Genomic DNA, 21,726 nt, shown 5'->3' with positions numbered 1-21,726 from the left:
CTTTCATAACTCAAGCTTGAGTTTTAATTTTACATAAACACAATTACGTTGATTTTTCATTGGGTTAATTCAGATAAAAATAGCGTTTTTTGTATAAATTAACTCTCTGTCGTTAAAGATATGCAATTGTTTACCCATTTTCTGTCGCTTTGCATTAGAATAGCCAAGTTTATGAATTTAATAACCATAGGTTCCTATCTGTTATGAAAAATGGCTGGCTTAAGCAATTACTTGATTTTGCTCCACTATTAGTGTTTTTTATCTTTTATAAATGGCAAGATATTTTCTATGCTTCAGGTGCATTAATTATCGCGACGTGGATCTCAGTCGGTTTGACATGGCTTATTTTCCATAAAGTTGAGAAAGCGCCACTCATTACTGCTATCGTGGTCACTATTTTTGGCTCATTAACGATCTTCTTCCATTCTGCTGATTTTATTAAATGGAAAGTGACCGCTATTTATGCCATTTTTGCCATCGTTTTAATTGGTATGCAGTTATTTACGCCAAAAACGTTAATGGAAAGAATGTTAGGCAAAGAACTTGCTATGCCACCCGCAAATTGGAAGAAACTCAATATTGCATGGGTGATTTTCTTTTTTGCTTGTGCTCTTGGTAATATTTATGTGGCATTTTCTTTAGCGGAAGAGACTTGGGTTAATTTTAAAGTCTTCGGCTTAACTATTTTAACCTTTATCTTTACAATCGCTAGTGTGGTTTATATCTGGAATAACCGTTTACCAGAAGAACAAACTAAAGACGAAACTACAGAAAATAGTGAACACAAATTATCAGATGATATGGTAAAACAAGCATCTAAACCGACATCACATGATGCTCATTCAAAATCTGAATAATCATTTTTATTTTATTGGAGGATATGTACTCTAAATAATTCGAGGTGTAGTTAGGCGACAAGTGAATGAAACACTAGGAGCATACATCAGTATGTGACTAATGCGAATAAACGAAGTCAACAACGCTACAGCTTGAAGTATGACGAGTAAATATCTCCTTGTTTTCAACATTATTTACAGATACTTTATTTTCATGACTGAACAACAATCTTTGCCTAATGGTGAGCTCGTTTTACGTACCCTTGCCATGCCTGCTGATACTAACGCCAATGGTGATATTTTCGGTGGATGGTTAATGTCTCAAATGGACATCGGTGGTGCAATTTTAGCAAAAGAAATTGCGTTAGGTCGTGTCGTTACTGTAAGCGTGACAGGCATTACCTTCCTTAAACCTGTGGCTGTTGGCGATGTCGTTTGTTGCTATGCACGTTGCTTAAAAACAGGTAATTCTTCAATTACGGTTAATATTGAAGTCTGGGTTAAGAAAGTTGCCACAGAACCTGTCGGCCAACGCTATCGCGCAACAGAAGCGGTGTTTACCTACGTTGCCGTTGATGAGAACAATTCAGCTCGCCGCTTACCTGAAGGTAAGGCTCACTTTACGTTAACAAGCACAATGGAATAAAACGCCATTACGATAATTTGATTACGGCGCTAATAGCGTGACAGGATTAAAAATTGAGTACTAAAAAAGGCACTTATTAAAGTGCCTTTTATTTATCTGGTATTAAATAATAATATCGCTTTGTGTAACTGCTAACTTTATAAAGATTAGCTTGCTGATATCCCTGTCATTTTAAACTCAATAAGAACCACTTTTCCTTTATAAGGAATTTTTTCATAACGCCATTGGCGCATAGCTCTTTTAACATCTCTCTCAAATACATTCTTAGGATCAGCAGAAAGTATTTCTACATTATCTACTCGTCCATCAGCATCAACATCAAAACGAACTTTTATAGACCCTTCAATACCCACAGCTCTTGCTCGCGAAGGATATTCAGGTAAACCTTGGCGTACTGCATTTGGTACTCTGCCTTCACCACTGCTTGCCACTGCAACTGGTTTTTCATCGCCTTTATCGCTTGGCTTTGCCGTCGGGTTAAGATTTTTGAGATCATTACCTTTATTAACAACTAAAGGTTGTGGTCGCTCAACAGGCGGTTTGGGTTTGTCCACAGGTTTTGGTTTCGGCTTTGGTTTCGGTTCAGGTTTTTTCTCTATTGGTTTTTCGATAACAGGTTTTACATCAGGAATAGGTTCTGGCTCAGGTTCTGGTTCAACAACCGGCTCAGGTTCTGGCGGGATAACTTCTTCAACCACAGGCTCTGGTTCACCTGCAGGCTCATCTGTTGCAAATGCCAACATCTGTATAGAGATAGGCTCAGGTGTAACTGGCTTATCTTCTACAACATATAACATCGCAGCCGCAACAAGTGAGGCATGTAGACAAAGTGATATGAGTACCCAAAGCTTCCAACGCATAACTGATCTTATTTCACCTAAAGAAAAAATATGCCCCTAGTTTAAATGCAAATAGCAATCATATTCAATAAGGTTTAGCAAAATGATTGATATTAACTGTTAAAAAGTGAAATTATGAGTTCCATTCTATGTGTTGTACAAATAAAAGTGCTCTATGTTTTCTAGAAGTATCAAGTTTACGCAGCTTATAAATTCGGAAATTACGGCGAGATTGCCCTTCTAGCCATCGGCGTCGTTTACGTATAGCTTGTCTCATCATTCGCCAACGAGCTACTTCAGTCCTACTGTGTCTCATACTATCAGCACCTATTTTTTCGAATAAGTGGACTATTATAAGACGTTCATTTTGTGATCCAAGGGGGGATTTATGGTTTGCTTAAATTTCACCCAGCATTTAAGCATTTCTCACAGAGAAAAAATGAATAAAGAGTTGTATCTTATTACTTATTTAATACTTATCTCTTAAGAAAGAGATTTGACAGAGATAATAATCCTGATTTAATAACAACATTCGGCAAATAACAAAAATAATGAACTATTTTTAGTAAATTGCCTTTAGCATATCCATGCAATTCATTTTCAACGGAAAATAGCTCTACTATGACAACATTTTATACTGTATTGAGTTGGCTAACCTTTTTCTTCTATTGGCTATTAATTGCAGGGGTCACATTTCGTGTCCTAATGCACCGACGACCGGTTACATCAACAATGACATGGTTATTAATCATCTATATTCTGCCATTAGTCGGAGTTATTGCGTATTTTGCTTTTGGTGAATTACACCTAGGAAAACGACGCGTTGAACATGCTAAACAGATGTGGCCTTCTGTTGTTGCGTGGCTTGAAGACTTGAGAAAATGTAAACATATCTTTGCTACAAGTACGAGCGATATTGCAACCCCTCTTTTCCAATTAACCGCTAAACGCCAGGGTATTAGAGGCGTTAAAGGTAACAAAATTGAACTGTTAACTACCTGTGAAGATTCGCTAAATTCAATTACACGCGATATTAATAACGCTCGTGATAACATTGAAATGGTCTTCTATATTTGGCAATCAGGTGGTTTAGTCGATGAAGTCACCGATGCCTTAATCAGAGCCGCTAAACGCGGTGTAAAATGCAGAGTCATGGTTGACTCCGCAGGTAGTTGGAATTTCTTCCGTACTAATGGCCCAGATGTAATGAGAGCCGCAGGTATTGAATTCGTTGAATCACTGCATGTTAATTTATTCCGTTTCTTCTTACGCCGCATGGATTTGCGTCAACATCGAAAAATCGTATTGATCGACAATTACATTTCCTATACAGGAAGTATGAATATGGTTGACCCTCGTTATTTCAAGCAAGATTCCGGAGTAGGTCAATGGATTGATATTATGGTAAGAATGGAAGGCCCTGTTTCTACAACATTAGGTATGATTTATGCTTTTGACTGGGAAATGGAAACGGGTGAGCGCCATTTACCTCCTCCTCCTGATGACAATATTATGCCTTGTGAACAAGAAAGTGGTCATACAACACAAATCATTGCCTCAGGCCCAGGATTTCCTGATGAACTAATTCAGCAATCACTTATTACAGCGATTTACTCTGCAAGAAAAGAGCTGGTACTCACAACACCATATTTTGTACCTAGCGATGATCTGGCTCATGCAATCTCAACCGCTGCGATGCGAGGAGTTAATGTCAGTATTATTATTCCTCGCAGTAATGACTCTTTCCTTGTGCGTTGGGCAAGCCGTTCTTTCTTTACAGAAATGCTAGAAGCAGGTGTTAAAATATTTCAATTTGAAGATGGTTTATTACATACCAAAAGTGTGATGGTTGATGGACAACTCAGTATGGTAGGTTCAGTTAATCTTGATATGCGTAGCCTATGGTTAAACTTTGAAATTACCGTTGTCATTGATGATGAAGGTTTTGGAAGTGATTTAAGCATCGTGCAATATGATTATATTGCACGCTCAACAGAATTAACCATGGATGAATGGGAAAAACGTCCCTTCTTAAATCGTGTATTAGAGCGCATCTGCTATTTCTTTAGTCCTCTGTTATAACAGAAATGTTATAATCAATAGACTACTAAGAACTGATAAGATATAACGGTGCTAAATTAGTAAAAATGCGATACCACTAACGCGATAATGATTGAAATAATAGACAGGCATTACCATGAATGAACCAACTTTAATAAGTGAAGACGACGCTTTAGAACAAGCTTATGATCTATTTTTAGCCCAAGCAGCTGATAATTTAGATGTTGCAGACCAATTATTGTTTAACCTGCAATTTGAAGAAAGAGGTGCTGCTGAAGTAGTTCCATTAGGTAATGATTGGCAATTTATTGTTGGCCTACCTGTCACATCAGCCCGTTTTAGCGAAGTGATTATTGGTCTCGCTCCAGACGATGATTCTGATATTGATGATATTTTTGGTCGTGTTCTAATTAGTCGTGATCCACTACAACCTATGTTCCATATTATTTGGAAATCATGATCTCTTGTCTCTTCACCTGCTTATCTTTTAGCAAAATCCGCCGTAAACCCTCGCCTAATGTGGGCGAGGAACAGCCACACTGTTGTTAGGTATTACACGTAATATCTGTTACTCGAAGCATTTAGATGAATGTGCGATAGTTAAAAACATGGTGCCTTCTTTTGTCAGTGTACTTTCTTGTTTTATTGGCGATGATTTGACCATTCTATCTATTTCAGTTGAAGAAAATTTATCACTTGCTTCATTATAAAAACACAAACATTGATCTTTGCTCACATTACTATAGATATTTAATGTATCCATACAATATTCAATAACTTTATTTTCTTGTGATTCAGAGCAAGAGGGTAATAAAAATAAAGAGAAAATAACAATTAAGGTTTTTTTCATAACTATTCCACTATTGTGTTAGATTTATTTAATTATGAAAAAATTATTTCATTAAAGTAGATAAGTTATCACGATATAAATCAAGTTTAAGTGGATAATTATTACTTGCATAAGATAAATAAAGAGAGTTTTTACTTTTCTCCCTATTTTATATCTTTAACATCTCTTTGTTTAGTATTTATACTTATTTTTATTTAATCTTAAATGTAGCAATGGAAAAGGATTGCCTTGTCCATCTAATTCTGAACGCCCTACTTGCTCAAATCCTATATAAAGATAAAAGCCAATCGCTTGAAGATTTTGCTCATTGACATCTAGCTCATCAATATCCAGTGTATTTATCGCGAAAGTTGTAAGCAACTTTCCACAACCATACCCTCTAGAATTTGCATCAACAAATAGCATTTCTAACTTATTTTCTGCTGTGCCTAAAATCCCGTGAATAATATTATTATTATCTATCGCAACATATGTATTAAGCATTGGAAAATAGTGTTCTACAATATCTTTTTTAAGCGAGAAGATGATATCTTCAGACAAAAATGTATGTGTAGCCCTAACTGACGATTCCCAAACCGCAATCATTTCATTATAGTGCGAAGGTTCTGCTTTTATTACAGTTAACATATTTTCCTCTATATAAAATATGGCATCATAAAGATCCTTTATCGACAGTCAAGCAACCTGAATAAAAAAAACACATTTAGTGTATATTAAATGCATTTTGATAAGTTACATCTCAAATATAGCGATAAACATTTATATTAATAAAAAGGCCACATTACGTGACCTATTAAAAATACTATTTATTAACTTAAAATTAGAAACGATAACCAACACCTAACACCCAACTACCAAATTTCATATCATCTAATTTTGAGTATTCATAAGATGCATCGATGGCTACATTTGGAATTGGATTGATTTGTAAACCTAATCCATAACTTATAGATACTTTGTTTTCATGCTGTTCTTCAGAGGGAGCTTTATAATTAGCATTAAAAACACTGGTACCGATTAAACCATACGCATTAATATATTCATTAAAACGATAACTTGGTCCAACCGAAAATAAATAATAATCTACATCAGTATGCCCTACATTTTTATCATTATTATCATAGCAATTATATTTTTTATTATTATAAACAAATGAACCTATAAGACCAAAATCATTATTTATCTTGCGATCATACTTAATATTAAATCCTTTAGGATCTTCATCTACCTTCTCGCCATCTACTTTTATCTGACTTTGTGCATAGCCTATAGACAATGTGTTTTTCAATGTAGCAGATGCATTAAATGCCGTTATTGATAAGAAAATTGCTGTAATTGGTAATAATAATTTATTTTTCATTATATATCTCAATATTATCTTTAGTTAATAAAATAAGAAACAGCAATAAAAATAGTTTAAATTGCAATTAATTCAACACTATAAATCGCTGCTTCCACTCAAAATAATAAATCAAAGTAAAACTTATATAAATAATTTAATTTTAATGGAAAAATAATAAAGAGAACCATCCAAATAAAGGTAAATAAATAAAATATTTATTTGAAAAATGAAGGTGAATAGATTTTAAAATTAAACAAAATGATTTATTTTAATATTATTTAATTTATATTTTATAAAAAATAAAAAGGCCACGTTACGTGACCTTTTAACAATATTATTTATTAACTTGAAATTAGAAACGATAACCAACACCTAATACCCAAGTACCAAATTTTGCATCATCAAATTTTGAATACTCATAAGATGCATCTATTGCTACGCTTGGAATTGGATTAATTTGTAAACCTAATCCATAAGCAACGGATGTTTTGCTGTATGTATCATTAGCATAATAATATTTATCTTCTTGACTAGCGTGACCAAAACCAATTAAACCATATGCACTAAAATAGTCATTAAAACGATAACTAGGACCAGCCGTTAATGAAACATAGTCAATTTCACTTGAACCAATTTTTCCCCAACGACTATAATAATTATAGGTTAATTTTGTATACGTCAGTGATCCAATAACTCCCAAATCATTATCAAAATCATGATTATACTTAAAGTTAATCCCTTTAGGATTATCATCTATTTTATCATCATTCAATTTAATTGAGCTTTGAGCATACCCCACTGATAAAGTATTATCTAACGCGGCTTGTACATTAAAAGAAAGTGTAGAAATAGCTAACAACGAAGTAGACAGAAATAAATTACGTTTCATTTTTATTCTCTATATAAAAGCAAAGGATAGAAAAAGGAACTAAAATAGAATTTAGCTTTCTTATCAAATTGAGTTTAATGCTCAATAAATTTTATTTATAAATAATACGTTATTAATTAATTTTTATAAAGAAATTCTTATGATTAAATTGATAATTAAAAGACCATCCGCTCTAACAATAAACTTACCTTATTTTTCACTATTACTAAGCAAATATTAAGATCATAACGTTATTAAAAAAGAAGTAATTTCAATTTATCATTAGTTTCAGCCGTAATTTAAATATGATTAAAGCTTCGATTGAAATTCTATTGGTTACTAATCAGTAAAATAAAAGACACTTACTAAGTAAAATTAATTTGTCTTAACCTATATGATATTGATTAATATTTAAGTGTATTTTTAATCTGGTATCTAAGATAGATAACCTTATTAATATTAATGTGTATAAAAAAGCCACTCTATAAGTGGCTTTTCCTTTCATATATTATTAGCAAGTTGCATTTTTAACCAAAAACTTAGCAGGCATAAATTAAAAAATTCTTTTCTACAAGGAGAAATCAGTTTGTTATTCGACTCTACAATTTCCCTAGTAATGCTTCTGTTTTAATAAAATCTTAAGCAATGACTTTTAACATTGCATTTCCCTTATCATCATTGTTCGACATAAACACTGTATAATAAAAAGTTAAATATAATCTAGTTAACTTAAGAGACCTACTCTCTTTACAGAAGAAAAGTAGATCTTTTTAAATGCTCATAACAGGGTGTAATCCATTGAAGTATTAACAGGGTACTGTTTCAAACAGAAAGCAGTAAGCATCAAACATTTATCTTCTATCTGAGTGAAAATATGCGTTTAAATAATGCGGATTCTCTTTATATAATAGCAATTCATTAAGTAATACAGAGAAAGTAGGATTGGGGGTTAACGTGTGGCTTGAACAATTTGGTGTACTCAATATCTGGACATACCTTGCAGGCATGTTTTTTATTATCCTCGTTCCTGGCCCTAATACACTCTATGTGCTAAAAACAAGCGCATCAGGCGGTGTTCGTGACGGGTATCGTGCTGCATTTGGTGTGTTTTTAGGTGATGCGATTTTGATTTTTCTCGCTTTTATCGGTGTCGCATCTGTTATAAAAGCCTCTCCTATACTCTTTACTATTGTTCGTTTTTTAGGTGCTTTTTACCTCCTTTATTTAGGAATAAAAATTATCCATGCCACTTTTTTCTCCAAAAAAGTACATTCAGAACAAACAACAACAGTACAGAAACACGTTTTTAGAAAAGCACTTACATTAAGTATGACTAATCCTAAAGCGATTCTATTCTATATTTCATTTTTTGTTCAATTTATCGATTTTAATTATGCACATACTGGATTATCTTATTTAATCCTCGCTTCCATGCTTGAAGCATTTAGTTTTATCTATCTCTCTTTTCTAATATTTGGTGGTGTAGCCCTTGCCCGTTTCTTTGGCTCACGTAAAAATATCGCTAAATTAGGTAATGGTGTTATCGGGCTTTTCTTTATGGGGTTCGCAACTAAATTAGCAACATTATCATCATAATTTTTGGTGACAGATATCCATTAAAGAGACGGTAATCGAAATAATTTAGAGCTTGGTCAGAAATTTCAAATTGATATCATTAAATGTGATTTATGTAATCATAGAGAACAAGGCTCTGCTTATGTTGAGTGTTGCCCTCAAAATGTCTTAATTTTTTCTCTGATGATGAATTGTCACAATTGACCGCTGAACGTAGAAAAATGCTATTTTACGTGAACGACTAACGATGCCTTATTAAGGTTTATATCTATCAATAATCGTCGCGTGATACAAAAAGTAATAGCCTTATTCCGTGTATAAAATTATTACTTTTTACCGCCTTGAAATCGCTTAACTGTAGTTATCTATATCGAAACTACCCTACCATCTGGTATCATTGGCGACTTATCCATATTCTTGCCATAAATAACTTTGTTTTTCACACAACTTATTATTTGAATCTATAAAATATTTTATTGATTTATCATATTGTTAAGGTATCCAAGATACCGAAGAACAAAGCCTTGGTTAGCAAGTTACAGAATAATCAGCAACGATATAGAACCGTAAAAAATGAGCATCCCAAAAGAGCAATATAATTTCAACAAACTACAAAAACGCTTACGCCGTGATGTTGGGCAAGCTATCGCTGACTTTAATATGATTGAAGATGGCGACAAAATCATGGTCTGCCTTTCTGGTGGTAAAGATAGTTACACGCTACTTTCTATCCTAATGAATCTGCAAAAAAGTGCGCCAATTAATTTTTCACTTATTGCAGTCAATTTAGACCAAAAACAACCCGGATTCCCTGAGCATATTTTACCTGAGTATTTAAATGAACTTGGTGTGGAATATAAAATTGTTGAAGAGAATACCTATGGAATTGTTAAAGATATTATTCCAGAAGGTAAAACAACCTGCTCTTTATGCTCACGTTTACGTCGTGGTATTTTATATCGCACAGCAACAGAACTTGGTGCGACTAAAATTGCTTTAGGCCACCATCGTGATGATATTTTAGAAACATTATTTTTAAATATGTTCTATGGTGGCAAGCTTAAAGGTATGCCACCTAAATTAATGAGTGATGATGGCAAACAAATCGTTATTCGTCCTCTTGCTTATGCTCGTGAAAAAGATATTGAGCGTTTCGCACAAGCTAAACAATTTCCAATTATTCCATGTAATCTTTGTGGCTCACAACCTAACCTTCAGCGTCAAGTTATTAAAGAGATGCTAAGAGATTGGGATAAACGTTACCCTGGTCGTATCGAAACCATGTTTAGAGCAACACAAAACATTGTTCCATCACACTTATGTGATACTCAATTATTTGATTTTGTGAATATCAAACATGGTGATGAAGTCATTAATGGTGGCGACTTAGCTTTTGATAAAGACGATATTCCAACCGTTCCAGTGATGTTCCAAGACGAAGATGATGAACGTCCTGACTTTAGTCAAAACAAACTCGATATTGTTGAAGTGAAATAATCGACTATCTCCTAAGCCTTGTATTCAAGGCTTAGGATTTTTATGACCAAATAATCGCCAATAATAAGTTTAAGCAAAAAAAAACCGATGTTAATAAACATCGGTGTAATAATGGTCAATTATTCTGTATTAAGAACTCAATATGAGAAAAACTACAATTATGGAGCACAACGTTCATCGCTCAACGTTGTATTCACCTGCGAGAGTTATAATGCCAGATGTTCTATTTTAAAAAATTGATATATCTCAAACAGGGTTAGAGAATTCTTTTTTAAATCCATTTAGTTACGATTAATTTTCTGAAAATTTACAACCACCTGCTACGTTTTAACCACCAAGTAACAATCACAATCAAAACAAAGAGAGATAAACAAAAAATGGCAAAACCATAAGGAAGTTCATTTCCAGGGATCCCGCCTAAATTGACACCAAATAGCCCTGTTAGAAAAGTTGTTGGTAAAAATAACATCGCCATTAATGACATAGTATAAGTACGTCGATTCATTGCATCAGCCATCATTGATGTTATTTCATCAGCAATCACTGCCGTACGAGAAATACTACTGTCCAAATCCTCTAAACGTCGAGAAAGTCTTTCTGAGATTTCTAACATCGTAACCCGATCGCTATCACTCATCCACGGTAATTTTTCAATGGAGAGTCTTGAGAATACATCTCGTTGCGGGGCCATATAACGCCGTAAAACAATCAATTGTTTTCTTAATAATGCAAGTTCACCTCTTGCTGGTATTTGTTGGTCGAGGATCATATCTTCGAGTTCAATTAATTGATCATGTAAAGTTTCAACAAATTCACCTATTTCATCAGTAACAGCATCTGCCATAGTTATAAGCCAATCACCGCTACTTTCCGGCCCACTGCCTAACTCTAAGGTATGAATAACAGAATCCACCGAGTTAACTCGACGATGACGACTCGAAACAATTGTTTGGCTGTTAATATAAATTCTGAATGCGACTAGTTCATCAGGCCTATCATTAGGATTATTATTAATTGTTTGCAAATTGATGACGACACCTTCACCAATGCGTTGTGCTTTTGGTCTAACATTCTCTGCAAGTAAGATATCTTTCGCAATAGGAGGAAGTAATTCTGTTTCTTCTATCCATTTCGCACTTTGTGGCTTACGATAGTCCAAATGTATCCAATAAGGATTATTGTTTGTAGCAATTGTATCTGCTGTTATTTCTATTACCCCACCATGACCATCAAGTTGTGTGGTATAAATTGCATCTGAATCTTGCAAAATAGAGTCATTAATTGTTTTCACTTAGTTTCCTCCATACTCTTGCTTTAGTCGCTATAGATTAATTAATCGTCTCTTTATTTAATTATTTTTCAATATGTTATTTTATACTTTTTTCTAATTCACTGTATATCAACACTATTTTTGTATAATTAATCTAAAACTTCTATTTATATTTCCTACTTTAGGATTATTACACTAAATCCAATTCGGAGAATTACATTAGTATATTAATACTAGAAATATCTATAGGTAACTTACTTTATTTATAGGAAAAATTTTATCTACTGTAATTTATAATAATTAGATCCCTAGTGTATACTAAATATTATCTTATACATTTATTGCAACCTAAAAATAAGGTCATCAATATGAAAAAATTTCTCGCTATTCCTTTATTTTTGCTTTTAGCCGGATGCAATGATGCAACATCGACTGAAAGTGCTAATTCTGCCTCTACTTCTGATACAACAAAAACACTTCTGGTCGATTCACAACTTTATGACTGTGTCGGTGTTGCACCAATGAAATGCATGAAGGTGAAAGAACTCCCTTCAGGCGAATGGTCCCTTTTCTATCAAAACATTGAAGGTTTTGAATATAAAGCGGGTACTGAATACACATTAAAAGTAAATGTTACAGATATTCCTAATCCACCAGCTGATGCACCTAGTGTAAAATATACACTGGTAGAAATTGTCGATAAAAAGTAATTTTTTACTTAACTCAAACTCACAATAGGCTATATTCGCTATTGTGAGTAATTCATCTATTAATATTATTCTTCTAATAGTTGCTTATTTACAAATTAATAAACTTATTAATGAGCTATTTATGTAATCTCATTTTTATTATGCATTAAAGATAAGTCTGCTAATTTTTTTTAAGAGTAATTTCAATCAATTAACATTGAAATTGTGCTTAAACTTACTAAAAATAGAGTTCTTTACATCAACATAGAACCTCTATAATGAATAAATTAATAATTATTTTAATTAGCTTAGTTTTACCTTACTCTTCTACATTATATGCCTACAATGAATCACATACTGTCTATAGTGGCTATATTTATGGAAAACTAAAAGGAGATACCGCCAAAGGCCCTATAATCAATTATCGTTATGAAACAGGAAATGCTTGGGGTTTATTAATTTCTCTACTCTATTTAAATTCAAACCATAAAGAACCCTTTAAAGATCCTCGTTTTATCACTCCATCAATAAAACAATATAAAACTAAAACTACCGCTCTATTAATCGGCCCTACTTATAGAATAACACCTAAATTTTCTATTTATGCCCAAATGGGGCCCAATAAATTAAAACACCAAGAAGATAAATTTCACCCTGAAATAAATACTACAGACACGCATAGAGTGGATACAACAAGTGTTATTGGCCAAATAGGCATCGATTATAACCCCATAAAAGAGGTTGCAATTAACTTTGGCTATCTTTATTCCGATACCACTGCAAACAAACGCCATATTGAATTAAATAGTATACAATTATCTTTAGGTTATCGCTTTTAAAGTGCCCTTATAAACTATAATTTAATTTAACAATGCATCGAAGCCAAGAGGTAGCTTTATCTATAAATGGCTTAAATATAATAATAAATTTATCATTTTTTATCATCTTTAAGGGATTATACCTATAAATAATATGAAATATAATATTTAACATCGAACACATTGCACAATTAGTCAAAACAAAGTGGCAAAAATGTATTAACATCTTTTCTGCAATGTTTATTCCTTTTGAGTCTCCTTCTGTTTTTATAACAGAGGGATTTTTTTTATAAATATTTTATTAACCACTGTAACAGTTAGACACAATAAAAAACGTGCAAATAGAGCATAAAGAATATAATTTATATCCAGACAATAAATCATCCTGCTTTATTTTGCTACGCCCCTTTTTAAAGGGGTTCTTTTTTATACTTTTTTATTTTCTTAGCTTATCGACTAACAATATATCAATTTATAAATTAAAATATTTTCATTTTTACTATTGATAATAGAATAAAAAAACACCTCAAAATAAATTTTAATCTTGAGGTATTATTTATACTCAATGACTTTATTACTAAATTAAAATGTTTATATTAGCTTAATTTTAAGCTTCTAATTTAGTCTTTAAATTAATGTTTAAGAATATAAAACGTATGACTATAAGCAACATCTTCTGGGTTATCAATGGGATACCCTTTTAACCATGGTTTTATTAAGCGTCCATTCGTATATTGATAAATAGGCGCGATTGGCGCATCTTCAGCAATCATTTGCTCTGCTCGGTTATACAAATTATTTCTTTCATTTGAATCGATAGTCATACTTGCGAATAGTAATATTTCATCATATTGTTCATTTTGATATTTCGAAATATTACCTGCATGTTTAGAGTTCAACAGACTTAAAAAAGTAGAAGGTTCATTATAATCACCAACCCAAGATGCTCTTATAACATCAAAATCACCCGAATTTCGGCTATCAATATATGTTTTCCATTCTTGGTTACGTAATTGGACTTTTACCCCTAACTTTTTCTTCCACATAGAAGCAACAGCAATAGCAATTTTCTGATGATTCTCTGAATTATTGTATAGCAATGAGAGTGTTAATGGATTATGAGGGCCATATCCAGCAGCCGCTAACAAGATCTTAGCTTGGCTATCTAATTCATCTTGAGTGTATTCATCATAAATTGTGGGTTCTGGGGTGAAGCCCGCCGTGACATCAGGTGTAAAACGGTTTGCTGATTTTTCCCCTGTACCTAATACCTTATCAGTGATAATTTTTCTATCTATTGCCATCGCTAACGCTTTACGTACACGAATATCTTTTGTTGGCCCCGATTGGGTATTAAAAGCATAATAATATGTTCCTAATTGATCTGGGATATAAACCTCATTAGGAATATCTTTCATTAACTTATGATATAAATTTTTAGGGAATGATTCTGTTATATCAATATCACCTGCTAAATAACGTTTTGTCGCATGTGATTCATGATTAATAGGAACAAAAGTCACTTTAGTTAATACTGTATTTTTATGATCCCAATAATAAGGATTTGGCGCTAATACAATCTTTTCATTAATCACTCTGTCTTTTAATACAAAGGCGCCATTACCCACTAAATTACCAACTTTAATCCATTCTGAACCATATTTTTCAATACTATGACGAGGCACTGGATATAGTGAAAAATTAGTCGTCAAACTTGGAAAATAGGAAACAGGCCTCTCTAATGTCACTTTTAGTGTTTTTTCATCTATCGCTTCTACACCTAATGATGTTGGTTTTAATTTTCCATCAATAATCTTTTGTGCATTTTCAATAGATGCAAGTGATGCATACCATGCAAAAGGTGAAAGATTCTTAGGGTCAACTAACCTTTGCCAACTATAAACAAAATCTGTTGCTGTTACTTTTTCGCCATTAGACCATTTTGCATTATCACGCAAAGTGAAGATCCATACACGATTATCTTCTGTACGCCAACTTTGAGCAACACCCGGAATGGGACGTCCATGCTCATCTTCTATCGTCAACCCTTCAAATAAATCACGTTGCACTTGAGCTTCTGTTAATCCTACTGCATTAATAGGATCAAGTGATGCAGGCTCATCTTTTAAATGTCGAACAACTTCTTGCTTTTTATCGAGTATCGTTCCTGCGGGGACTACTGCCGCATTTACCTGCGACATGATTGATCCTTGAACGACAAGTGCACATGAGATGACGAATATTTTGCGCATGTCTGTTTCGTCCTGTAATCTGTATGAGAATAAACAGCACAATTATAAGAGCCTGATAAAAAGGCACAATCACTGATTACAAATATTTTATAAATTTTTATGTTTTTGGTGGTGACTATGCCAATAGTGGCAAATTTTAATTATGGTTAAGCATTAACGAAAATTATCGTTAATAATGAGTATTAATAACAGTTAGTCTGACAACTAATAAAGGAGAACAACAATGGCACATCAAGTTACTTTACAAGGAAATGCAGTGACACTAGCGGGTAATTTCCCAGCAGTAGGTCAAAAAGCTGCAGATTTCTCTCTTGTTGGTAAAGATCTTAATGATGTTTCTTTAGCGAATTTTGCAGGTAAACGTAAAGTTTTAAACATTTTCCCAAGTGTAGATACGGGGGTTTGTGCTGCGAGTGTTCGCCAATTTAATAAAGTTGCGAATGAATTAAATAACACTGTTGTTTTATGTATTTCAGCTGATTTACCTTTTGCTCAAGCACGTTTTTGCGGTGCTGAAGGCTTAGCTAATGTAGTAACATTATCTACAATGCGAGGCACTGAATTCAAAGAAAACTACGGTGTTGCAATTACATCAGGTCCATTAGCTGGCTTAACAAGCCGAGCAGTGATTGTTTTAGATGAAAATAACACTGTTATCTACACCCAACTGGTTGATGAAATTACAACTGAACCGAATTATGATGATGCGTTAAAAGCACTGAAATAATACTGATAAAAAAATAGACGAGTATTATGCTCGTCTATTTTTTATTATGCACAAAATCTTATTACTCCATTAGTCTTCAGGCTTATCACTCTTTTTATTCGTAAGATTATATTCTCTGAGTTTATTCGCAATAGCAGTATGAGAAATACCTAAGCGTTTAGCTAACTTACGTGTACTTGGATAATCATGGTATAAACGCGCTAAAATAGAAGCTTCAAAACGTTTTGTCATCTCATCCAACGAACCTTCTAATAGGTTCTCATCAAATAATGCTTCATCCGTATGCTCTGGTAACGTAATATCTTGAGCACGCAATGTATTTCCAGCTAACTGTGCCATTGCTTGATAAACAGTATTACGCAATTGGCGAATATTACCAGGCCAAGAATATTGTATTAAATAATTGGAGAAATCAGCAGAAATAGATGGTACACCTATTTTTTGTTCTTGGCAGTACTGATTAATAAAATGAGTTGCCAAAGGAATTATATCGTCCTTTCTTTCCCTTAATGGCGGTAATATTAATGTTAATACATTCAATCGATAATAGAGATCTTCTCTAAACAACCCCTTTTGCACTAATTCCCACAAATTTTTCTGAGTAGCACAAATAATACGCACATTTACATTAACTTCGTCTTCTTCACCCACTCTACGGAACGTTCCATCATTTAAAAAACGTAGAAGTTTGATCTGCATTTGTGGCGACATTTCACCAATTTCATCTAGTAAAACAGTACCACCATTGGCTTGCTCAAAAAAGCCCTTTTTCCCTTCAATGGCATTAGGATAAGCACCCGGAGCATAGCCAAATAACTCACTTTCAACAACATCATCAGGCATTGAAGCACAATTTAAGCCAAGAAATGGATACCTTAAACGGTTACTTAATAAATGGCAGGCTTTTGCCAATAAATCCTTTCCTGTACCAGTTTCCCCCACTAATAACAATGGAGCATCCATTATTGCCATTTTCTTTGCGCGAGAAATAAGCTGCTTCATTTTAGGTGTTACAGCAATAATTTGGTCAAAACCACTTTGATCATTAGCCATTAATTTAGGGTGATCATAAATAATAGAATGGTATTTCAACAAAACAAAAGCGCCAACACAATGATTATATTGATTATCATCCGTGAGTTTTATTGGGACAATTTCCATTTCAAAATCTTGTTTTTTCAGCGTAATAGGCACCATCTGAATAAAATGCTCTTTTTGCTCTAAAAAACGATGGATATTAAAATTTGGGATCAATTGGTTAAAGGTTTTCTCAGAATTATCATCTGGAGATAAACCAAACAGTAGTCTCGTTGCGGGATTTAGTAATTTAACCTTACCTTTTGTATCTATAGAAAAAACAGGTACTGGTACAGATTCTAATAATGTCCAAATTGCACGATGTTCTTGCTCAGAAGGCATAAATGCAACCGTACGTACATCAATAACACCGTCTATTCTACGGATTTCAGCCATTAACGGCTGAAAAATATCAAAATCAATCTGTGAAAAATTCAGGTAAATCAGACCTATTGGGAATATTTCAATTCCACGTAAATCTATATTTTTTAATACCAGCAGATCTAATAATTCACGGGTTAACCCGATGCGATCTTTACAAGTGACCTCTAAACGCATTATGAACCTTCTTAATACTGAGTGACCCTGAACTAATTCTAGATATTATACATAAATATCAACGAAATAAAGAGGCTTGTCAGCAAAGGTTGACACTACTAGCATTTATTTTTACACAATTAAATTAATTTTTTGATTTTTAACCCTGATTATTTATGTCTTAAAAAAATCAAATAACGAAAAAGAAGGGGTTCTTATTATTTTTTTCAATTCAAAATCGATAAGATATTCGACATCTTTCACCAAAGGACTTAATTCTTGACTAATCACTTTTTTGATGATTTTACATCCATTATCAAAACAAAAAAGTAAAAACTCTAATGCATTTATTGCCCTTTCTTTCTTATCTGACTCAGCTAAATATTCAAAAAATTGGGATGCCTTTTTTATTCGAAATGGCTTAGATTGCTTTTGATATTGTCTCTTTTTAATCTCACTAATCGTCTCACTAAGAATAGGGATTAAAATGCTGAGTTGGTTATCAATATTTGAGATATTAAATGCCGAACTCAGATAAAGTTTACGTCTTGGTTTAGAGAGTTTCTTTATTACTGATATTTGTATTTCTTTCATTTTTTAACCTTGTTATAAATATTATTTAGTCACTTCTTATATTTTTTACAAATGAAATCCATCACTATTTTTTGATTAGTAAATTAATCAAAAAATAAGCATATTAAAAGATATCAAAAAAACTATAACAATTACCTTGGGGTGATATTTAACGCTATTTATTACACTAAAATCAATACTATTTTCTATCAAAAAAGAAATACTGTGATTAAAAGCATAAATATGTCGCTAAAGAAACAGATATTAATCTTTATATACAAGTAGTTATAACAGTCTTATTCCTTTAAAGAATCGACTATTTTAAAAATTTCTTATCACGATAGTTTCATTTTAAAATAATAACATCTTTGGTAATAAGGAATTAAAATTAATTTATAGCATTCAGTTTATTATTTTAATAACAATATTTCTTTTTCTTTATCGTTAGGGTTATTTTATATAAACAACACGTTGTTAATATTTATATAAAATAACCGCAGAATAACTTCTACGGTTTTTATTTAAAAGAATAGAAAGGTTAAATAATGATTTACTCTTTCTTTTTATTACCAATGGTATTTTTTAATTTCCCAATTAACTCTTTTCTAAAATCGCCTAGTTTAGGTTTATTATCATCAATCCATGGTAAAGGACGGCATAATTCCATTGCCTTTATTCCTAATCGTGCAGTTAATAACCCAGCACCAATACCTTGAGCGGCTCTAGTTGATAACCGTGCTGCAAGATCTTGTGAAAGCCAGTCCATTCCGACTTCTCTAACCAGCTCCGTCGCACCAGCAAATGCAATATTGACCAAAACAAGACGAAATAGTTTTAAACGACTATAGTAACCTAACTCGATACCGTAAATTTCGGCAATACGATTAATTAAACGAATATTGCGCCAACCAATAAAGGCCATATCAACCATTGCCAGTGGACTGACAGCGATCATTAAAGTTGACTCCGCAGCAGAACGACTAATTTCAGCTCTTGCTTGTTTATCCAAAATTGGTTGAACAAGTTGGCTATAAAGTTCTAATACTTCTTTGTCATTATGTGTGTCATGTAATGCACTCTGCCAGCGAATTAATGCCGGATGTTGTGAGCTAATACCTGCTTGTTTAGCGAGTTTTTCACAAAATGGCCTGCCATTTCCCATTGCATGGCTATAAAGTAATTCTTTTGCTTTATCTCTTTCATCAGCGCGTTGGCGTAAACGATAAATACGGCGCCACTCTGTGATAATTGATCCAATGCCAGCAGCAACAATTAACCCACCTGCACTTGCCGCACCCAACGCAATCCAGTCAGAATTTATCCATGAGTTGAAAATCCATTGTCCAGTTTGGGCAATAACACTAATTCCTAAAATGGTACTCGCGATCGTTAATAGACGTTTCCAGACACTTTTTTTCGGTTTTAAAATTGATTGAACATCGCCTTCTAATTGCCCTTCATTCTCCTCATCCAATTGTGGATCAATAGGCAAAAATTGTTCATTTTTATTAAAGCCAACACCTTTTTTTAAGGTGACTTCTTCTTGAAGTATGGGCTCTTTAAAATCAATTCGCGATTTTAATGGCTCATTCATTTTAATTTATCCCCTAACAAGAATTCCATTGCACTATCCATGCGAATATGAGGAATCGCACTATCTCTTGATATTTGCTGAGGTCTAAAAGATTCGAAACTAAACCCCTGTTTTTCCCAAAATGCTTTTTCAGGTAATCGCTTAGGAACCTCACCAGGGAAATACACCAATGGTGTGTTATCGTTTAGGCGAAAACCTTTTAAGGCTGGTATTTTTTCGCCATGATGATCAACTATTCCGCTTTCAGTTGCCGCAATAGAAGCGAGTCCCATGCAATCAATGCTGATCCCTTCAAAAATAGCATTTTGTTTAGCATCTTGAATAAGCTGTTGAAGCAATGACACTAAATTTTCATGTTGATCAACCGTGATATGGTCGGCTTTTGTGGCTGCAAATAGAAGTTTATCGATACAAGGTGAAAATAAGCGTCTAAGTAAGGTTCTTTTTCCATAATGAAAACTGCGCATTAATTGTGTTAATGCTTGGCGCATATCATTAAAAACATCTGCACCTTGATTTAAAGGTTGTAAACAATCAACTAAAACAATTTGTCTATCAAATCCTTGGAAATGATCGCGATAAAAACCTTTTACAACATGCTGTCCATAATATTCATAGCGCTGTTTTAGCATACCAATATTAGTACGTTTATCTGCGTTCTTTAATTTGGCAATATCGTATTTTTGTAAATCAGCCCATGGGAAAAACTGCAAAACAGGTGCTCCAGCTAATTCACCGGGTAATACAAAACGCCCTGGCTGAATAAAATGAAGCCCCTCTTCTTTACATGCTAATAAATAGTCAGTGTAAGCGGAGGCAATATCAGCTAATAATGTTTCATCCGCTGGCGCAAAAGGATCACATTTTTTAAGGAGTAATTGCCAATGTTGTTCAGGTGACGTTCTTTGGCGATTGATCTTATTCATTTGCTCTGACCATTCAAAATAGTCTTGCTCAAGCATAGGTAAATCTAATAGCCATTCACCAGGGTAATCAACAATTTCTAAATAAAGAGAAGATGTCTCTTTTATAAAACGAGTTAACGATTCATTAGAGCGATAACGTAGTTGTAAACGAATTTCACTAACCCCTTTTGTAGGAACTGGCCAACTTGGGGGGGTATGATAAAGAGATTCCATTCCCTCATCATAAGTAAAACGTGGAATATTAAAATTATGTTGAGGAATACGTTTTACACCTAGTAGCTGTTTATTTCGTGCAGCCGAAAACAGCGGTAAACGCGCACCTGTATGTACATTAATAAGTTGATTAACTAAAGAGGTGATAAATGCTGTTTTACCACTTCGACTTAATCCGGTTACGGCCAAACGAAGATGTCTATCAACACCACGATTAATAAAAGCTGTAAGTTCATTTTGTAGGCGTTTCATGTTTCTCCCAAGACACTTGACGCGATAGCTTATTAAAGCCTGCTTTGATAATAGGTTCAGCTATCAATAGAACCAGCCAACGTAACGGTTTACTACTTACTCGTTTTAATATTCCGCCTGTGATTGCTGCTGGTCCAAATAAAGTGAATAACATTAATCCAAATGTTAACCCTTTTTTAGCTAATTGGGCGAGTTTATTTGTTTTTAAAGAAACGAATACTTGATTGAAATTCACAATACACTCCTCAATCAGAAATTTTACTCTCTCACAATACAAGCGTTGA

22 protein-coding genes are annotated in these 21,726 nt (G+C 33.4%); 9 read left to right on the top strand and 13 right to left on the bottom strand.

What is annotated here, in order from left to right; genetic code table 11:
- The first annotated feature begins 203 nt into the window (after positions 1-203).
- Together DK861_RS12900 and yciA are read left to right on the top strand one after the other, a co-directional pair.
- Positions 204-857, top strand: coding sequence for a septation protein A (locus DK861_RS12900; RefSeq protein WP_109400365.1), 654 nt, complete (start codon positions 204-206; stop codon positions 855-857).
- Positions 858-1,050: 193 nt separating this feature from the next.
- The gene (yciA, locus tag DK861_RS12895) at positions 1,051-1,482 is read left to right on the top strand and encodes an acyl-CoA thioester hydrolase YciA (protein WP_006536988.1); all 432 of its coding nucleotides are present in this window, start codon (positions 1,051-1,053) and stop codon (positions 1,480-1,482) included.
- A 146-nt stretch (positions 1,483-1,628) separates the two neighbouring features.
- Here the strand turns inward: yciA and tonB are convergent, their stop codons facing one another.
- Positions 1,629-2,342, bottom strand: a complete 714-nt coding sequence (gene tonB / locus DK861_RS12890) for a TonB system transport protein TonB (RefSeq protein ID WP_109400364.1) — start codon at positions 2,340-2,342, stop codon at positions 1,629-1,631.
- Between the two features lie 112 nt (positions 2,343-2,454).
- Positions 2,455-2,637: a YciY family protein gene (locus DK861_RS12885; RefSeq protein WP_036913581.1), complete on the bottom strand. Its 183-nt coding sequence runs from the start codon at positions 2,635-2,637 to the stop codon at positions 2,455-2,457.
- A 305-nt stretch (positions 2,638-2,942) separates the two neighbouring features.
- Between DK861_RS12885 and cls the strand changes: the two genes are divergently transcribed.
- Together cls and DK861_RS12875 are read left to right on the top strand one after the other, a co-directional pair.
- Positions 2,943-4,403 carry a cardiolipin synthase gene (gene cls / locus DK861_RS12880; RefSeq protein ID WP_072062521.1) on the top strand — a complete coding sequence of 487 codons (1,461 nt, stop codon included), beginning with the start codon at positions 2,943-2,945 and terminating at the stop codon, positions 4,401-4,403.
- A gap of 115 nt (positions 4,404-4,518) precedes the next feature.
- Positions 4,519-4,842 carry an HI1450 family dsDNA-mimic protein gene (locus DK861_RS12875; RefSeq protein ID WP_006536991.1) on the top strand — a complete coding sequence of 108 codons (324 nt, stop codon included), beginning with the start codon at positions 4,519-4,521 and terminating at the stop codon, positions 4,840-4,842.
- 108 nt (positions 4,843-4,950) lie between these two features.
- Here DK861_RS12875 and DK861_RS12870 read toward each other — a convergent pair whose 3' ends face one another.
- The 4 genes from DK861_RS12870 to DK861_RS12855 form a co-directional block, all read right to left on the bottom strand.
- The gene (locus tag DK861_RS12870) at positions 4,951-5,232 is read right to left on the bottom strand and encodes a hypothetical protein (protein WP_109400363.1); all 282 of its coding nucleotides are present in this window, start codon (positions 5,230-5,232) and stop codon (positions 4,951-4,953) included.
- A gap of 171 nt (positions 5,233-5,403) precedes the next feature.
- Complete coding sequence (locus tag DK861_RS12865; protein ID WP_109400362.1) at positions 5,404-5,859, bottom strand: GNAT family N-acetyltransferase; 456 nt, start codon at positions 5,857-5,859, stop codon at positions 5,404-5,406.
- A 193-nt stretch (positions 5,860-6,052) separates the two neighbouring features.
- Positions 6,053-6,592, bottom strand: a complete 540-nt coding sequence (locus DK861_RS12860) for an Ail/Lom family outer membrane beta-barrel protein (RefSeq protein ID WP_109400361.1) — start codon at positions 6,590-6,592, stop codon at positions 6,053-6,055.
- Between the two features lie 334 nt (positions 6,593-6,926).
- Positions 6,927-7,463, bottom strand: coding sequence for an Ail/Lom family outer membrane beta-barrel protein (locus DK861_RS12855; protein WP_109400360.1), 537 nt, complete (start codon positions 7,461-7,463; stop codon positions 6,927-6,929).
- A gap of 933 nt (positions 7,464-8,396) precedes the next feature.
- Between DK861_RS12855 and leuE the strand changes: the two genes are divergently transcribed.
- Complete coding sequence (gene leuE / locus DK861_RS12850; RefSeq protein WP_109400359.1) at positions 8,397-9,038, top strand: leucine efflux protein LeuE; 642 nt, start codon at positions 8,397-8,399, stop codon at positions 9,036-9,038.
- A 552-nt stretch (positions 9,039-9,590) separates the two neighbouring features.
- Positions 9,591-10,514: a tRNA 2-thiocytidine(32) synthetase TtcA gene (gene ttcA / locus DK861_RS12845; protein WP_006536998.1), complete on the top strand. Its 924-nt coding sequence runs from the start codon at positions 9,591-9,593 to the stop codon at positions 10,512-10,514.
- A 307-nt stretch (positions 10,515-10,821) separates the two neighbouring features.
- Here ttcA and zntB read toward each other — a convergent pair whose 3' ends face one another.
- Positions 10,822-11,805 (bottom strand): zinc transporter ZntB, encoded by a 984-nt coding sequence (gene zntB / locus DK861_RS12840; protein WP_006536999.1) that lies wholly within the window; start codon positions 11,803-11,805, stop codon positions 10,822-10,824.
- Between the two features lie 347 nt (positions 11,806-12,152).
- Here zntB and DK861_RS12835 point away from each other — a divergent pair, with 347 nt between their 5' ends.
- Positions 12,153-12,494 (top strand): DUF4377 domain-containing protein, encoded by a 342-nt coding sequence (locus DK861_RS12835; protein WP_109400358.1) that lies wholly within the window; start codon positions 12,153-12,155, stop codon positions 12,492-12,494.
- 257 nt (positions 12,495-12,751) lie between these two features.
- Positions 12,752-13,312: an Ail/Lom family outer membrane beta-barrel protein gene (locus DK861_RS12830; protein ID WP_109400357.1), complete on the top strand. Its 561-nt coding sequence runs from the start codon at positions 12,752-12,754 to the stop codon at positions 13,310-13,312.
- Between the two features lie 611 nt (positions 13,313-13,923).
- Here the strand turns inward: DK861_RS12830 and DK861_RS12825 are convergent.
- Positions 13,924-15,543, bottom strand: a complete 1,620-nt coding sequence (locus DK861_RS12825) for a peptide ABC transporter substrate-binding protein (protein WP_109400356.1) — start codon at positions 15,541-15,543, stop codon at positions 13,924-13,926.
- A gap of 223 nt (positions 15,544-15,766) precedes the next feature.
- Between DK861_RS12825 and tpx the strand changes: the two genes are divergently transcribed.
- The gene (gene tpx / locus DK861_RS12820) at positions 15,767-16,270 is read left to right on the top strand and encodes a thiol peroxidase (protein WP_006537004.1); all 504 of its coding nucleotides are present in this window, start codon (positions 15,767-15,769) and stop codon (positions 16,268-16,270) included.
- A 69-nt stretch (positions 16,271-16,339) separates the two neighbouring features.
- On the opposite strand, the gene tyrR is transcribed toward tpx, so the two are convergent.
- From tyrR to DK861_RS12795, 5 genes are all read right to left on the bottom strand, one after another.
- Positions 16,340-17,905 carry a transcriptional regulator TyrR gene (gene tyrR / locus DK861_RS12815; RefSeq protein ID WP_109400355.1) on the bottom strand — a complete coding sequence of 522 codons (1,566 nt, stop codon included), beginning with the start codon at positions 17,903-17,905 and terminating at the stop codon, positions 16,340-16,342.
- 153 nt (positions 17,906-18,058) lie between these two features.
- A complete protein-coding gene (locus DK861_RS12810; protein WP_109400354.1) occupies positions 18,059-18,478 on the bottom strand; it encodes a hypothetical protein in 420 nt (139 codons plus the stop codon).
- A gap of 529 nt (positions 18,479-19,007) precedes the next feature.
- Positions 19,008-20,051, bottom strand: coding sequence for a YcjF family protein (locus DK861_RS12805; RefSeq protein WP_109400353.1), 1,044 nt, complete (start codon positions 20,049-20,051; stop codon positions 19,008-19,010).
- Positions 20,048-21,442 (bottom strand): YcjX family protein, encoded by a 1,395-nt coding sequence (locus tag DK861_RS12800; RefSeq protein WP_109400352.1) that lies wholly within the window; start codon positions 21,440-21,442, stop codon positions 20,048-20,050. The genes DK861_RS12805 and DK861_RS12800 overlap by 4 nt, the downstream gene beginning before the upstream one ends.
- A complete protein-coding gene (locus tag DK861_RS12795) occupies positions 21,423-21,677 on the bottom strand; it encodes a peptide permease (RefSeq protein WP_157955972.1) in 255 nt (84 codons plus the stop codon). Before DK861_RS12795 ends, DK861_RS12800 begins: the two co-directional genes overlap by 20 nt.
- Between the last annotated feature and the right edge of the window lie 49 nt (positions 21,678-21,726).

The organism is Proteus sp. TJ1640, from assembly GCF_003144445.1.
Lineage (GTDB): Bacteria > Pseudomonadota > Gammaproteobacteria > Enterobacterales > Enterobacteriaceae > Proteus > Proteus penneri.
This window is presented reverse-complemented; position numbering and strand designations above follow the sequence as displayed.

What these genes read in the sequence shown, in the direction of transcription:
- DK861_RS12900 (WP_109400365.1), top strand. Translation starts at nt 204, where the DNA reads ATGAAAAATGGCTGGCTTAAGCAATTACTTGATTTTGCTCCACTATTA.
- yciA (WP_006536988.1), top strand. Translation starts at nt 1,051, where the DNA reads ATGACTGAACAACAATCTTTGCCTAATGGTGAGCTCGTTTTACGTACC.
- DK861_RS12885 (WP_036913581.1), bottom strand. Translation starts at nt 2,637, where the DNA reads ATGAGACACAGTAGGACTGAAGTAGCTCGTTGGCGAATGATGAGACAA.
- tyrR (WP_109400355.1), bottom strand. Translation starts at nt 17,905, where the DNA reads ATGCGTTTAGAGGTCACTTGTAAAGATCGCATCGGGTTAACCCGTGAA.
- DK861_RS12825 (WP_109400356.1), bottom strand. Translation starts at nt 15,543, where the DNA reads ATGCGCAAAATATTCGTCATCTCATGTGCACTTGTCGTTCAAGGATCA.
- tpx (WP_006537004.1), top strand. Translation starts at nt 15,767, where the DNA reads ATGGCACATCAAGTTACTTTACAAGGAAATGCAGTGACACTAGCGGGT.
- DK861_RS12835 (WP_109400358.1), top strand. Translation starts at nt 12,153, where the DNA reads ATGAAAAAATTTCTCGCTATTCCTTTATTTTTGCTTTTAGCCGGATGC.
- DK861_RS12870 (WP_109400363.1), bottom strand. Translation starts at nt 5,232, where the DNA reads ATGAAAAAAACCTTAATTGTTATTTTCTCTTTATTTTTATTACCCTCT.
- DK861_RS12875 (WP_006536991.1), top strand. Translation starts at nt 4,519, where the DNA reads ATGAATGAACCAACTTTAATAAGTGAAGACGACGCTTTAGAACAAGCT.
- tonB (WP_109400364.1), bottom strand. Translation starts at nt 2,342, where the DNA reads ATGCGTTGGAAGCTTTGGGTACTCATATCACTTTGTCTACATGCCTCA.
- DK861_RS12855 (WP_109400360.1), bottom strand. Translation starts at nt 7,463, where the DNA reads ATGAAACGTAATTTATTTCTGTCTACTTCGTTGTTAGCTATTTCTACA.
- DK861_RS12805 (WP_109400353.1), bottom strand. Translation starts at nt 20,051, where the DNA reads ATGAATGAGCCATTAAAATCGCGAATTGATTTTAAAGAGCCCATACTT.
- DK861_RS12830 (WP_109400357.1), top strand. Translation starts at nt 12,752, where the DNA reads ATGAATAAATTAATAATTATTTTAATTAGCTTAGTTTTACCTTACTCT.
- DK861_RS12800 (WP_109400352.1), bottom strand. Translation starts at nt 21,442, where the DNA reads ATGAAACGCCTACAAAATGAACTTACAGCTTTTATTAATCGTGGTGTT.
- cls (WP_072062521.1), top strand. Translation starts at nt 2,943, where the DNA reads ATGACAACATTTTATACTGTATTGAGTTGGCTAACCTTTTTCTTCTAT.
- DK861_RS12810 (WP_109400354.1), bottom strand. Translation starts at nt 18,478, where the DNA reads ATGAAAGAAATACAAATATCAGTAATAAAGAAACTCTCTAAACCAAGA.
- ttcA (WP_006536998.1), top strand. Translation starts at nt 9,591, where the DNA reads ATGAGCATCCCAAAAGAGCAATATAATTTCAACAAACTACAAAAACGC.
- DK861_RS12860 (WP_109400361.1), bottom strand. Translation starts at nt 6,592, where the DNA reads ATGAAAAATAAATTATTATTACCAATTACAGCAATTTTCTTATCAATA.
- DK861_RS12865 (WP_109400362.1), bottom strand. Translation starts at nt 5,859, where the DNA reads ATGTTAACTGTAATAAAAGCAGAACCTTCGCACTATAATGAAATGATT.